Annotated in this window: 11 protein-coding genes; 3 read left to right on the top strand and 8 right to left on the bottom strand. The window is 61.2% G+C overall.

All coding sequences use genetic code 11. The features are described from left to right. Positions 1 to 115 precede the first annotated feature (115 nt). The 4 genes from ABWU19_RS12240 to cysK all read right to left on the bottom strand — a co-directional run bounded on the left by ABWU19_RS12240 (position 116) and on the right by cysK (position 6,340). Entirely contained in the window at positions 116 to 2,728 is a 2,613-nt protein-coding gene (locus ABWU19_RS12240; protein WP_435901963.1) for a hypothetical protein, read from the bottom strand. Between the two features lie 205 nt (positions 2,729 to 2,933). Continuing rightward, positions 2,934 to 4,004 (bottom strand): PIN/TRAM domain-containing protein, encoded by a 1,071-nt coding sequence (locus ABWU19_RS12235; RefSeq protein ID WP_435901962.1) that lies wholly within the window; start codon positions 4,002 to 4,004, stop codon positions 2,934 to 2,936. Then, positions 4,001 to 5,314 (bottom strand): DNA repair protein RadA, encoded by a 1,314-nt coding sequence (gene radA / locus ABWU19_RS12230; RefSeq protein ID WP_435901961.1) that lies wholly within the window; start codon positions 5,312 to 5,314, stop codon positions 4,001 to 4,003. Before radA ends, ABWU19_RS12235 begins: the two co-directional genes overlap by 4 nt. Before the next feature lie 99 nt (positions 5,315 to 5,413). Then, entirely contained in the window at positions 5,414 to 6,340 is a 927-nt protein-coding gene (gene cysK / locus ABWU19_RS12225; RefSeq protein WP_435901960.1) for a cysteine synthase A, read from the bottom strand. A 128-nt stretch (positions 6,341 to 6,468) separates the two neighbouring features. Here cysK and ABWU19_RS12220 point away from each other — a divergent pair, with 128 nt between their 5' ends. After that, complete coding sequence (locus ABWU19_RS12220; RefSeq protein ID WP_027878374.1) at positions 6,469 to 6,939, top strand: FKBP-type peptidyl-prolyl cis-trans isomerase; 471 nt, start codon at positions 6,469 to 6,471, stop codon at positions 6,937 to 6,939. Positions 6,940 to 7,229: 290 nt separating this feature from the next. Here ABWU19_RS12220 and ABWU19_RS12215 read toward each other — a convergent pair whose 3' ends face one another. Both ABWU19_RS12215 and ubiE read right to left on the bottom strand, forming a co-directional pair. Further along, complete coding sequence (locus tag ABWU19_RS12215) at positions 7,230 to 7,775, bottom strand: hypothetical protein (RefSeq protein ID WP_435901959.1); 546 nt, start codon at positions 7,773 to 7,775, stop codon at positions 7,230 to 7,232. Beyond that, complete coding sequence (ubiE, locus tag ABWU19_RS12210) at positions 7,762 to 8,526, bottom strand: bifunctional demethylmenaquinone methyltransferase/2-methoxy-6-polyprenyl-1,4-benzoquinol methylase UbiE (protein WP_435901958.1); 765 nt, start codon at positions 8,524 to 8,526, stop codon at positions 7,762 to 7,764. Before ubiE ends, ABWU19_RS12215 begins: the two co-directional genes overlap by 14 nt. A gap of 135 nt (positions 8,527 to 8,661) precedes the next feature. Here ubiE and ABWU19_RS12205 point away from each other — a divergent pair, with 135 nt between their 5' ends. Continuing rightward, the gene (locus tag ABWU19_RS12205; RefSeq protein WP_435901957.1) at positions 8,662 to 10,527 is read left to right on the top strand and encodes an ABC transporter permease; all 1,866 of its coding nucleotides are present in this window, start codon (positions 8,662 to 8,664) and stop codon (positions 10,525 to 10,527) included. 3 nt (positions 10,528 to 10,530) lie between these two features. Beyond that, positions 10,531 to 11,454 carry an ABC transporter permease gene (locus ABWU19_RS12200; protein ID WP_435901956.1) on the top strand — a complete coding sequence of 308 codons (924 nt, stop codon included), beginning with the start codon at positions 10,531 to 10,533 and terminating at the stop codon, positions 11,452 to 11,454. A 36-nt stretch (positions 11,455 to 11,490) separates the two neighbouring features. Here the strand turns inward: ABWU19_RS12200 and ABWU19_RS12195 are convergent, their stop codons facing one another. Together ABWU19_RS12195 and ABWU19_RS12190 are read right to left on the bottom strand one after the other, a co-directional pair. Continuing rightward, positions 11,491 to 11,988 carry a hypothetical protein gene (locus ABWU19_RS12195; protein WP_435901955.1) on the bottom strand — a complete coding sequence of 166 codons (498 nt, stop codon included), beginning with the start codon at positions 11,986 to 11,988 and terminating at the stop codon, positions 11,491 to 11,493. 159 nt (positions 11,989 to 12,147) lie between these two features. Next, the gene (locus ABWU19_RS12190; RefSeq protein ID WP_435901954.1) at positions 12,148 to 12,927 is read right to left on the bottom strand and encodes a PSP1 domain-containing protein; all 780 of its coding nucleotides are present in this window, start codon (positions 12,925 to 12,927) and stop codon (positions 12,148 to 12,150) included. Positions 12,928 to 13,231 lie beyond the last annotated feature (304 nt).

The raw sequence follows: 13,231 nt of genomic DNA, 5'->3' as shown, positions 1-13,231 counted from the left end.
CCTAGAGCACACCCCTCGCTGCGCTCGGCGAAAACAGCGTATCCCGTTGGTCGGGTTAGGTCGTCACCGAACGGTGACGACCTAACCGAATCTGGTATGAGATGGCTCGAGCCACCTAGGCCTCGAGCTCGAGCTCCCTTAAGGCCGTCTGCCGAAGAAGACGGGCCTCGGCAGCCAGTTCCGTTTTCAAAAGCCTTAGGTAGAGTTCTTCGTCCAGGGGCTCCAGCCTGAGCCCCCGGAGCCAGTCGGCTGGGGCGTCGCTGTGGCGGTAGCGCTTTACCAAGCCTTGGAGCCAGGCGGCCTGGTAGTATTCGAACTCGGGGTGGTCCAGCCCCTCGAAGGGGGGCCGTCCTTCCTGGTCTGTGTGCCAGAGGTCTACCCACAGCTCAGGCACCCGGTTCAGGGTGTAGGGCTTGAGGAAGTAGCCAGGAACGCGGGGCGGGCGGCCTGGCTCCAGGGCCCCCAAGAGCTCCGACCACAGCACCCGAAACTCCCCGTCGGAAACCTGCAGGGCCTCGAGCAGGGTTTCCTTGCTCCATTCGCGCAGCAAAAGTAGACCCAGCAAAATCCGGGCCTTTTCTCGCTTGAACCGTACCTCCTGGTGGTTCACCCAGACCTCGAGGCCGCCCAGAGCCCGTATCTCTACGGCAACCCCCGGATGATAGGGCAGCGAGAGCCGGCCAGCCTCCCACAAGAGCCTGCGGCTACGGTGAAGCGGCGGGGCAAATAGGGTGGGTTGGCTCAGGAAGGGGTAGCGTAGCAACAAGCCTTCCTGGTCGGCCTGCCAGGGATAGTTGGCAGCCAGGGCTCGCAAAAAGGGGTCTTCCAGCCCGGGCAGTGCAGGCAGGCTAAAGGGCTGCCCCCGCCGCAGGTGGGCCTGGGCCGCAACCAGGGTCATGAAGGCCTCGACCCAGGCATCCCCGGCCTCGCGGGCCTGCCGTACCATCTCCTCAAAGGCCGGGGCCTCGCCGAGCGCAGCCCGCCCACCCAGGGGTTCCACCCGCAGGCGGGCCGGCCCTCCATGCGAAAGCGAAAGCGCCCGCTGATAGGCTTCGGCGGCCTCGCTCCAGCGGTTTTGCGCCAACAGCGCGTGTCCGAGCCGGGCTTCGGCCAGCGCTACCACAAACGGGCTGCCCAGGGTCTCGCCCTCGCGGCGGCCCCGATAGGCGGCTTGCTCGGCAGCTCTGGCATCACCCGCAATGGCCTCCAGAAGGGCCAACAGCAAGGTTCCCTCGCGGTGGTTCTGTGGAGCGCGTGCGGTGGAGCCCTTTTCCCAGCGGCGTAGCTCGGACAGGGCCCGCTCGGGCTGACCGCTGCGTAGCCAGACCCGGGGGCCTTCCAGGCCGTGCGCCCGCGCCTCTTCTACCCGCCCGGAATTGAGCAGATTCTCGGCCCAAAGGCCTTCGACCTCGCTGGGAAAGCGCACTCGAGCGGCCAGCAGATACCCCTGGGCTTTGGCCGGTTCTACGGTATCCAGATAAAGCCTTGATAAGCCCAACAGGGCCTGCTCTACTCCCGCCTGCAGCGCCTGCTGGTACACGGCCTCGGCCTCGCTGTAACGTCCGGCCTGCCGCAAGGCCTCTCCGTGCAAAAAACGCAGAGTGGGGCGGGTGGCGCGCAGGGTTTCGGGAAGGCGCTCGAGCAGCGCCAGCACGGTGTAGGTAAGTCCTCGAGCCAGCCAGGCCTCCCCCTGCCTTTGCAGCAGGTCGGCTGCGTGCCCCAGCCGACCTGCTTCCAGCAGGTATCCCGCTGCCTGCACCTCTTCTCCCCGCTCCAGGGCCAGGTCCGCGGCTTTTGCCAGCAGCTTGCGCACCTCGTCGGGCTCGAGCAGGCTCATCAGGGCCGCCCGCACCAGGGGGTGAAAACGGGTGCGCCCTCCCACGTGCTCCAGCAGCAGGTCTGGGGCATAGGGCTGCAGGGCCTCGAGCCCTCCTACCCAGGCGGCCTCCTCGGGCCCCACCTCGCCCAGCACACTGGCCTTTGCGGCTAGCTTAAGCACTTCCTCAGGCAGGGCGGGCAGCAAATAAACCAGCAGGCCATCCGGGTCGGGATGGGCGTAAAAAGCCTCTTCGGGCTTGGCGCCCCGCTGCATGGCCCGAAGCAAAAGCCGCAGCCCCAGCGGCCAGCCGCGCACCAGGCTGTGGGCCTGCTCGACCTCGAAAGCGCTTAGCTCGGGGGCGATGGCCTGGCCCAGCTGCAAAGACTCGGCAGGGTCAAAGGCCAGCTCGCTTTCATCCAGCACCTGCCCCAGCACCTCCCAGGGTGCAGCCCGGCGGGTCAGCAGGGCCATGTGCAAGCCCGGCACCTGAGCAAGGGTTCGCAGCAGGGCCACGGCCTGGCGGCTTGCGGCCCGCTGGGCTTCATCCATTACCAGGGTATGTCCTGGTTGGTCGCTCAGGCGCTCGAGCAAAAGCTCGCCGGCTACGGCCCAGGCCCCGCGTTCGAGCGCCGCTACCACCCCTTCCAGCGCATCGCCCAGCCGGGGCCGATAGACCTCGACCAGATGCCAGCCCAGAACCACCGGGTCGGAGCAGTCTTCACCCAGGGTGAGCCAGAGGGTGGGGAGGCTCGAGAGCAGGGTGGACTTGCCATACCCGGCTCCGGCAGCCAGCACCAGCACCGGGCTTTTGGCAAAGCCTTGCCGCAGGCGCTCCAGCAGCCGCAGCCGCTCCACCTCCCGCGCGGTGCGGGGCGGCAGAAGCCGGCTTTTGGGTACGCGGTAGGGCATTGGCTACAGTGTAAGTGTCTCCATAAGCAAAATGCGAGATGCCGTACCGAAAGTTCGCTTTAGGAATTGCGCCAGGTATGCATTGACTCATTCCGCTGGTTTTGCCAATCTGCCCTGGCGCAACTTATCCTGTACCCGCAAAAGCGCGAACCCCGTATGGTGCTGGAAACCAAGGCGAGGTGTGGGGGGCTTTTGGCTAGGACTTTTACTGCCGCTCGGCTTTGGGGTTGGGACGCGCATCGTCCTCGGTCTGGAGCTTACCAAAGAGCAGCCGACCGACCTGGGTCTGAATGGACTGGGTGATAACTACCCCCACTTCCTTGCCGCGAAATGGAATGGCATCGTCCACCACCACCATCGTGCCATCCTCCAGGTAACCCACCCCCTGGCCGGGTTCCTTGCCCTCCTTCACGATGGTGATGTTCAGGGTGTCCCCTTGCTGCAGGGGGGCCCGCAGGGCCGAGGCCAGCGCCTGCACCGAGAGCGTCTTGACCCCGTAGATGCGGGAAAGCTGGGCCAGGGCATGGTCGTTGGTGACCAGGGCTGCGCCCAGCCTTTTGGCTTCGGCCAGAATCTGGTCGTCCACGGGCTCGTCGGTCTCGGTGCTATCGAGCACCTCGAGCCCCACGCTAAGCTTGAGGCGCTCGAGGGTGTCCAGGCCCCGGCGGCCCTTGGCGCGCTTTTGGGCCTCGGCGGAGTCGGCAAATTGCTGCAGTTCGCGCAGCACCTGTCGAGGCACAAACAGTGGGCCCTCCAGGAATCCCATCTCGGCCACATCCCCGATGCGCCCATCTATCAGCACCGAGGTATCGAGCACCTTGCCCCCTCGGGTCCTGGGCGGGTGGGCGGACGGGCGGGCCAGCCGGAAATACTCCCGATTGGCAATGGCAAAAGCCGAAAGTGAGCTGACCAGTACCGCAGCAATAATCAGCGAGTGAATGGCGGAAAAGCCCGGAATCTGGTTCAACAGGTTGGTGAGCAACACCGCCAGCAGAAGGCCCAGACCCGAAGCCACCGTGATGGCGACTGGAATCTCGGGTGGGAGGCGCTTCAACCAGGCCTGGGTGTGCTCCCAGCGCCGCTCGGCCCAGTCCGTTAGGCGAGGTATGAGCAAAAAACCCACCAGAAGGCCCACCACCCCCAGGTACAGGCGGTTCAAGCTGGTCAGGCTACCCAGGGGGCTGCTTCCAATGAGGTTGTTGACCTCGAGCCACACCCCTGCCTGGTAGCCCAAATAGGCAAACAGTCCGTACAAAATCCAGCGCGTCATACTCATAAAAACTTGCTTACCGCAGCCTCCAGGCTTTTGAACTGGGGCGGATGTACCAGCTCTTTAAAGCCCGCCCGCTGACCTTCGCGCAGACGACGCTCGAGGCCCTCCACGCTGCGCAACTCCCCAGCCAACCCCACCTCGCCCACCACCGCCACATCGGGAGGAAGTGGACGGCCTACCACAGCAGAATACACTGCCAGGCCCACAGCCAAATCCAACCCTGGGTCGAAGACCCGCAGACCACCGGCCAGATTGACGTAGATGTCCAGGTTTCCCAAAGGCAGGTTGAGCCTACGCTCCAACACCGCCAGCACCACGTCTACCCGGCGGCTGTCCAGGCCTTGTGAAACCCGGCGGGGAGCCGGAAAGGGTGTGCGGGCCGCCAGAGCCTGCACTTCCAGGGCCAGCGCCCGTTCGCCCGAGAGGCTCAGGGCCACCACCGAACCCGGAGCGCCCACCGGACGCTCGGCCAGAAAGGCTGCCGAGGGGTTGGCGACTTCCTCCATGCCCTCATGAATCATGGTAAAGACCCCCATTTCGCCTACGGGCCCGAAGCGGTTTTTGCTGGAGCGCAAGACCCTGAAGTTGCCGGCCGTCTCCAGGTATAGTGTGGCGTCCACCACGTGCTCAATTACCTTGGGCCCGGCCACGATGCCCTCTTTGGTAACGTGTCCGACCAGCACGGTGGTTACCTGGTGGTGTTTGGCAAAGCGGGTCAGGGCCGCGGTGGCGTCGCGAACTGCCACCAGCGAACCCGGCGAAGCGGTGGTTTCGATGGTTTGAATGGAGTCCACGACCAGGAAGTCGGGTGGGGCCACCTCGAGGGTGGCGAGCATGGCATCCAGCTCAGTTTCCCGCAGCAGCTCGAGTTCCCCTGATATTCCCAGCCGCCTGGCCCTCAGGCGAATCTGGCCGGGCGACTCCTCTCCGGCCAGGTAAACCACCCGCTTGCCCATTTCCAGCATCTGCTGAGCGACCTGCAGCAAAAGGGTGCTTTTGCCTACCCCTGGCTCACCGCCCAGCAGGAGCACCTCGCCCGGCACGAAGCCCCCACCCAGCACCCGGTCGAGTTCTCCTATGCGGCTCGAGAAGCGTACCTCCCCACCCTCAGACACATCCGCAAGGCGGGTCAGTGCAGCCGGGTTGGGCAGGGGCCGCGACAGCCCGGCCTTGCCTGGGGCCGCGCCAGGCTTGGGCGGGGGTGCTTCTGCCTTAAAACTGTCCCAGGCCCCACAGTTTGGGCAGCGCCCCAGCTCCTTTACCGACTTGTACCCGCACTCGATACAGCGATACTGAATAGAAGCCCTGGCCATCTAACAGCCAGTGTAGCCTGCATCCAGCGCAAATCAAAGCTTGAATGCACCTTTCCGTAGCCACATCCTGCTGCCCGGTGAAGCCCACACCCCCCTGGGCTAGACACCGCCCTCTGGGTCTGCAAAGAGGGGTGTTGAGAGGTATTTCATGCCCGAGTCACAGGCGATGGTCAGTACCCTTTTGCCGGGCCCAAGTTTCCGGGCGACCTGCAGGGCAGCCCAGATCATCCCACAGGCACTCATTCCCACAAAAAGACCTTCCTGGCGGGCCAGCGGCTTAGCCAGGGGGAAAGCGTCTTCTTCCAGCACCTGAATTACCTGATCCAGCATCTTCACATCCAGGTTGGGCGGGATAAAGCCAGGCCCCATGCCCTGAAACTGATGCGAGCCCATCTGACCGCCCGAAAGCACGTTGCTGCGGCGGGGTTCGCAGGCGATGATCTGGATGTTGGGCAGTCGCTCGCGCAGGTACTTGCCCACCCCCATAATCGTGCCCCCGGTACCCGAGCCATACACGAAGGCATCCAGCCGACCCTCCATCTGCTGGAAAATTTCGGGACCGGTGGTCTCGTAGTGGGCCCTGGGGTTGGCGGGGTTGTCGAACTGGTTGGGCATGAAGGCCCCCTGCTCGGCCACGATGCGGTTGGCCTCCTCAATGGCGGCCAGCATTCGGCGGCTGGGGTCGGTTAGCACCAGCTCGGCCCCATAGGCTTTGAGGATGCGCTTGCGTTCTTCCGACATCTGGGCCGGCATGGTCAAAATGAGCTTGTAGCCCCGACTGGCCGCTACCATGGCCAGGCCGATGCCGGTGTTGCCGCTGGTGGGCTCCACGATGAGCTGCCCCGAGCCTGGCTTCAGGATGCCGCGCTCTTCGGCGTCTTTGATCAGATACCAGGCGGTACGGTCTTTGATGGAACCGCCAGGATTGTTGCCCTCGAGCTTCACCCAAACCTCCGCCATGCCAGGCTCTACCAGGCGTTTGAGGCGAACCACTGGCGTCCTTCCAATTACGTCTTCCACGTTCATGCCCTAAGCATAGGGCATGGGGTTACGGGTGGGGTTCGATTTGGTTTACGATTGTTTCATCTGAATGTTTTATACTCGGTTGTCTCGCGGAAACGAAGGATGGTTTCTGTGAATGGAGAGGAGCCTTTATGACGGCAAGCAAAGGAAATGTGGTCACCATTCGTTATACCCTGCAAGTCGAGAACGAGCTGATTGACCAGGGTGAGCTGGATTATCTGCACGGTCATCGCAACATTGTGGCGGGTCTGGAGGAAGCCCTCGAGGGCAAGTCAGCCGGTGATCGGGTTGTTGTTTCTGTACCCCCCGAAAAGGGCTACGGCCTTTACGATCCAGAAGGTGTACAGGTGGTGGATCGGGCAGCCTTTCCGGCAGATGCTGAACTGGCGGAAGGGGCCATGTTCTACGCCGAAGACCCCCAGGGCAACCCCATGCCCTTTACGGTATTGAGCGTGGACGATAATGAGGTAACCATTGATTTCAACCATGCCCTGGCAGGTGAGACCCTCGATTTCGATGTGACCCTTACAGCCGTTCGGCCCGCAACGCCGGAAGAGCTCGAGCACGGCCACGCGCACAGCGCTAAAGAGCACAGCCACTAGAGCGCTCACAACTTGATTGCTTTGTCCTGCACAGCACAGTTGCCTCTGTGAAGGGTGCGATAAGCAAGGCCAGTTGGGCCAAAGGCAGGGGATTACGCCCCTGCCTTTTGTCTTGCGGGATGGTTGCTGTCGTGAACCGCACCTGCACAGCAATACCGAATTTGGGTGAGCAGACACCGCTCAAGAGGCCGCTCCCAACGGGACGATCCCCTTCAGGACAGACCGCTAAAGCGGCTGTTCACCCACGGGCGAGGCTCTTTTGGGCCGAGCGAAGTGAGGGGTGTGGCGTGCTAAGCGCGGATTTGCGTTAAAACAGGCTGCCCTTGCGGGAGTTTGAAAACCAGGTATTCGTCATTGCTGCGAAACAGCACCAGCAGGTATTGCGGTAGCTTCAAGCGCATGAACAGCGGGAGGGCGTAGCGGGCCTCGCCCCGCTCGATACGCATCTGACCCAGGGTATAGACCATGAAAAAGTCCTGGTCGCTTTGCATGAGGTTGGCGGTGTAAAAAAGGGTGAGGTCGGCCTGGTCTTTGTCGGCTCGAGTCAGGGCATCCCACACCAGCACCTGGGCTTCCTGGGCTGTCAGGTACTGACCCTGAACCAGACCGGAGCGGCCATAAAAGGCAGCAGGAAACTGTTTGAACTCGTAGTAAAAACCGCCCGGGCTATGCCACCACCGCACGATTTCGTTTTCGCCTCCGCTCCCCTGGGCTAGCTCCTGGGCGTACTCACGTGCAAGCTCGAGCGGCTTCAGGTCTGGCAGGGCACCGATTTCCATGCCTTCCAGCAGCAGCCGCTGCGGGTCAATCTCAAAGGCGAGGTCAGGATGCTTCATCGGGGTAAAACTCTCCGGTTCGAACAGCCAAGGTGGGCTTGGTGGGGGTGGGCTTGTCGCCAACATGAAGGGCAGTAATACCGCCGGTGAAAAGCTGGTAGCGGGTGTTAAGGCCGGCCAGAGTCATCATGGTAGCAAGGGTTGGGGGATCTGGGAAGCGCTCCACAGAATCGGGTAGGTAGCGATAGGCTGAAGCGCTGCCCGAAATTAGCCCCCCAATTAAGGGCAGGATGCGGGTGAAGTAAAAGCGGTATAGCACACCCAAGCCGCTACGGGGTGGGGGAGGAAACTCCAAAATACACAGCCGCCCTCCTGGTGCAAGCACCCGGTACAGCTCGGCCAGTGCTTTTTTGTAATCGGCAAAGTTGCGAAAGCCAAAGGCAATGGTTATGGCATCGAAGTGATCATCAGGAAAAGGGAGCTGGAGGGCATCAGCTTCTACAAAGGGGATGGCAAGGCCGGCTCGCTGGGCTTTTTGGCGGGCCAGCTCGAGCATGGGCAGAGCAAAGTCGCCCCCGATAACCTCCACCTCAGGCGCAACCTTTTTTAGTAATAGGGCAATGTCGCCAGTACCGGTGGCTAGGTCGAGGATGCGGGCTGGTTTTATCTCCAGAGCCGCCTTTACTGCGGCCAGCCGCCAGACGCGATCCACACCTAAAGACAGCACCCTGTTCAGAAAGTCGTAGCGCGGGGCTATTTCCGAAAACATTTGCTGAACAACCTTGGCTTTGGTTTCCGTCGAATCTTGCACCTGACAAGTTTATCACCTTGCATCGGTAGATAATTGCAGAAATTTCCGGAACTTTTGGGCTTAAGAAGCCCGCGCTTTAATGAGTTCGTGCTATGCAAAATGGCTTTGCAGTGTAGAATCCGCTCTGAGGAACTTATGGGTAGTTACCTGTTTTTGATTGTGGGGGTGATCGCGCTTGCGCTGATGGTACTGTCCCCCTGGGCTGTACCTATGCGGGAGTTTGATGGCACCGGCTACTTGCTCAACCCGCTAGGAACCATAAATCCTAAAGGCCTTACGCTGCCAGAGGGGCTGAGCTTTGATTGGCTAGGGTTGTTTTTTGCGATATGGGTCTTGCTGCTTTTGGCGGCCAGCGGGGCTATGTTTTTGCCCAACCCCGAAACCCGCGCCAGGGTCCTCTACACTCTAGGGGGGGTTGGGCTGGCCTTGTTTGCCCTCGAGGTCGCTTTGTTTTATCAAGCCATTACCGCGGTTAACGATGCGGCCCTGGCGGCGGGGGCTCGGCGTCCGCCCCTGCGTCGTTTTGCCCTTTCGCTGGGGGCCTATGTCGGGTTGTTTTACTCCCTGGCGCTTTTGCTGGTGGCCCGCATGCAACTACCGGGCGGGCTGGCCTTTTTAGTGCGCCTGCGTGGGGTTGTGGTTCCGGTGGTTTCGCTTCTGCTGGCAGTGGTGGTGGGAGCCGTGGTTGTGGCCATCCTGCGGCCTGGGCTTGGCACCCAGGGAGTTGAGGGCCTGGGGCTGCGCGAGCTGGTCGCGAGTAAGCTCGACCTGGTCACCTATACCTTTCAAATTTTATTCAGCCCCATCCTGACCTTACCAGGTATCTTTAACAGCCTGGCTTTTGCCACCCCGCTGATCTTCACCGGTCTGGCTGTGGCGTTTGGTTTTCGGGCGGGCCTTTTTAACATCGGGGCTCCCGGCCAGCTTACCATCGGGGCGCTTTTTGCCATGCTGGCCGGGGTGTACCTGCCCCTGCCAGGCTGGTTGCTGCTGCCGGCAGCCATTGTGGCTGCGGCCCTGGGTGGGGCTTTGTGGGGCGGCATTGTGGGCTGGCTCAAGGCCCGCTTTGGCGCCAACGAGGTCATCAACACCATCATGATGAACTACATCGCAGCTTCGGTGTTGCTGTTTATGCTGGCGGCCAACGAGTACAGCTTTTTTGGAAGGAAGGTAACGCTGCCCTTCAAGGCTGAAGGTTTCGAGGGGCGCAGCGAGGAGATTCAGGAGGGTGGGCGTATCCCACTTATGATTAATATCCTCGCTCCAAACAGTACTTTTTCCTGGGCCCTGCCGCTTGCGGTGGTGGCTGCCCTCGGCGTGTATTACGCCACGCGGCGGCTCGAGCTTGGAAAGCGGCTCCTGACTGCCCTTGCTGCCATGATTGTGGGGTATGTGGTGGGGCAGGTGTTGCCGGGTATTCCAGTGACCATCAGCTCGGCCCTGGCCTCGCAGCTCCTGAATGGCTCTTTCCTGATTGCCATTCTGGCTCTGCTCTTTTATAACTTTTACCTCTTTCGCACAGCGGGGGGCTACGAACTGCGGGCAACCGGTCTGGCGCCCAAGGCCGCTGAATATGCGGGGGTTAACTTAAGGCGGAAGATAATTCTGACCATGATCATCGCGGGTGCTCTGGCGGGATTGGCCGCAACCCACTACGTGCTGGGGGCTGGTATGGACGGTACTTACCGCCTCAAAACCGCCATTCCCTCGAGCGTCGGCTTCGAAGGGATTGCGGTGGCCTTGATGGGTCAGAACATGCCCCTGGGCATTTTTCTTTCTGCCACTTTGTTTGGGGTGCTTCTGGCGGGAGGGGTTTCCCTCAACGCCCAGTTAGGTATCAGCAACCAGATTATCCAGGTCTTGCAGGCGCTCATAATTTTGTTCATAGCGGTGGGAGGCTTTTTGCCGCGCTACTTTACCGACCCCCTGCGGGCAGCCCAGGTCGAGACCGAAGCCAAAGCCGAGCAAGAGGCCCGTCAGGCCAAGGCAGCAGGAGATTAGTCTATGGAAATCGTTATCGCGCTCTTTTTTTCAACCTTGCGTCAGGCAGCGCCACTGCTACTGACCGCGCTGGGCGGCTTGTTTTCCGAGCGTAGCGGGGTGGTTAACATCGCCCTCGAGGGCATGATTTTGTTCGGTGCGGCGGCCGCTGCCATTACCGTAAACCGAATCGAGGTGGCGACCGGGGGCATCGAGGCCTTCTGGATTCCCTGGGTGGGCCTCCTGGTTGGGGCCATTGTGGGTGGTCTGGTGGGCTTGATTCACGCCATCGCCTCCATCAAGTACCGCGCCGACCAGATTGTCTCGGGCACGGCCATAAATATCGCTGCGCTGGGGGCTCCCTCGATTGTCTTGCAGGTGCTTTACAACAACACCTCCACCTCGCAGGAAGTAAAGAACAGGCTGCCGTTGGTGTCCATTGACCTGTACTTTATTCGCGGTGAGGTATCCATTCTGGTGCTGGTTGCTTTCTTACTGGTGCCGGTCGTGTGGTGGGTGCTGTTCAAAACCCCCTGGGGTTTGCGCCTGCGGGCTGTGGGTGAACACCCCCAGGCAGCCGAGACTATGGGCGTACATGTGATTCGGATGCGCTACACGGCGGTTATTTTGTCGGGCATGCTGGCGGGCATCGCCGGGGCCTACCTCTCGATTGGCTTCCTGAATCAGTTCATCCGGGCCATGAGCGCAGGGGCGGGCTTTATTGCCCTGGCGGCGCTCATCTTCGGCAAATGGCATCCGCTGGGTGTGCTGGGGGCTACTTTGCTTTTTGGCTTCGCCCAGGCCCTGGCCATCCAGCTTCAGGGTGGCGATATTCTGCCTGCGACCATCGTACAGGCCTTGCCGTTTGTCCTGACGATGCTGGTACTGGCAGGCTTCATCGGTCGCAGCAGGCCACCGGCGGCTGTGGGCAAGCCATACGATAAGTAAGAGCTGTTTTTACGTGTATGCGGGCTGGTGCTCAGGTTAAGGCTCAAACGCCCGCCGGGGCACCAGCTGTACGTAGGCCACTGCACGGGCCACCGTGGAGAAACCCAGCAGGAGCAGGTACATCACGACCTGGAAAGGTACCCAGGTGGATAGTGTGGATACCAGGATGAGCGACTCCAGGATGGCGATAAGCAGAAGGTGGTTGCCCAGTCCTCCCTGCTGCATTAAGTCCCAACCTTTGCGGATGGCTTTGGGCCAGTCCTGGTCGTCGTCGACCATAATCTGGAAGGTATAAAACCACAGCAGGTTGATAGCGACCAGACCCACATAGCTTAGCAACGAGGCCAGCAGGGCATCTGGCACTGCAACCGGTAGGCCTACCACAAATGCCGCCAGGGCACTGGCCACAAACACAATGCCGGCCACAATGTTGTGCCCTGTGGTGTTGCCCCAGAGGGCTTCGGGGTTCCAATCACCGGTGCGGGCATAGCGAACCAGGACGGCATAGACACCTACCTGCATGGGTCCAGCCATGACGCCAAGGGTAAAAATACTGACCAACAGGGCTTGAACCAGCAACCAGACAATGCCAATGGGGTGCTGCGCCAGTAACCCAAAGCTGTGGGTGAGAACCTGTCCGATGCTCAGCACCGGTTACCCCTGGCTGTGCTCGTCATGGTTCCCAAGCATACATTAATCCCATCGGAGCTCGCTTTTGTGCACCGTTACGGTACTGCCTTCCTCGGTAAGCAGTTCCACCGTTCCGGCCAGGGGGTTAAGCTTGGCAACCTTGCCACAGGTGCCCTGGAGGCTACAGGCTTTGCTGTTTTTGCGGGGCAGCTCGGCCAGCAGCTCCTGGTACTGCTCGTGTTCGTACTGCAAGCAGCAGAGCAGGCGCCCACAGGGGCCTGAGATTTTTTCGGGCGAGAGAGGAAGCTGCTGATCGCGGGCCATCTTGATAGAGACCTGGGTAAAATCCTGGAGCCATTTTGAGCAGCATGACTCCATGCCGCAGGCCCCCAGGGTGCCCAGGTAGGCGGTCTGGTCGCGGGGGCCCAGTGCAACGAACTCCACTCGAGCCCCGGCCAGCTTGTTGAGTTCATTAACCCAGCGCCGCAGGTCAATGCGTTCTTCGGCGGAGTACTGCACCGAGATATGATTGCCATCCAGGGTGAACTCACAGCCCAGAACCTTGGCCCTCACACCCTCCCGGCGCAAGCGGGCTTTGAGCCACCAGTGAACTTCCTCGGCCCGGCTCCTGAGCCTGCTGTGTTGTTCCAGGTCTGCTGGGGTCGCGATGCGAACAATTTCGCCCACAGCATGGCCCAGATGGGGCTCGGTACGCACTTTTGCCAGCTCGAGCCCGCGAGCAGTTTTTACCACCACCCAGCTACCCAAGGGTGGGGCCTGGTTGCTGAAGCGGTAATCGTAAATTTTGGGGCCGTGCGCAAATCGCACGCCTACGCATTCCATGTAAACCTCCTCAAAAGGGCCCTGAGACTGAAAATGGCCCATAAATCGCCATACTGCGGATTGCAAAGAGCTCACAATCCGTACTTAGCCTAAGGCAAAATGCACCGGGAAATCTAGGGCTGTGAGAGTTTGGGGTGCATCTCCCAAAATCCGTATGCCAGAATGCGAAGGAACGTAGGCGCTGGCTGAGGGGGGAGGTGGCTGGTGGGGAGTGGCTAGGCACCTATTGCCCACCCCCTACCGCCCCTGCGCGGCAGAGCTGGTCGGAGGAGGCCCGCAGCGCAATCCAGTATCTGGAGCAACG

This window comes from Meiothermus cerbereus, from assembly GCF_051297115.1.
GTDB lineage: Bacteria > Deinococcota > Deinococci > Deinococcales > Thermaceae > Meiothermus > Meiothermus cerbereus_A.
The sequence above is the reverse complement of the archived record's forward strand: the minus strand, read 5'-3'. Positions and strand labels throughout refer to the sequence as shown.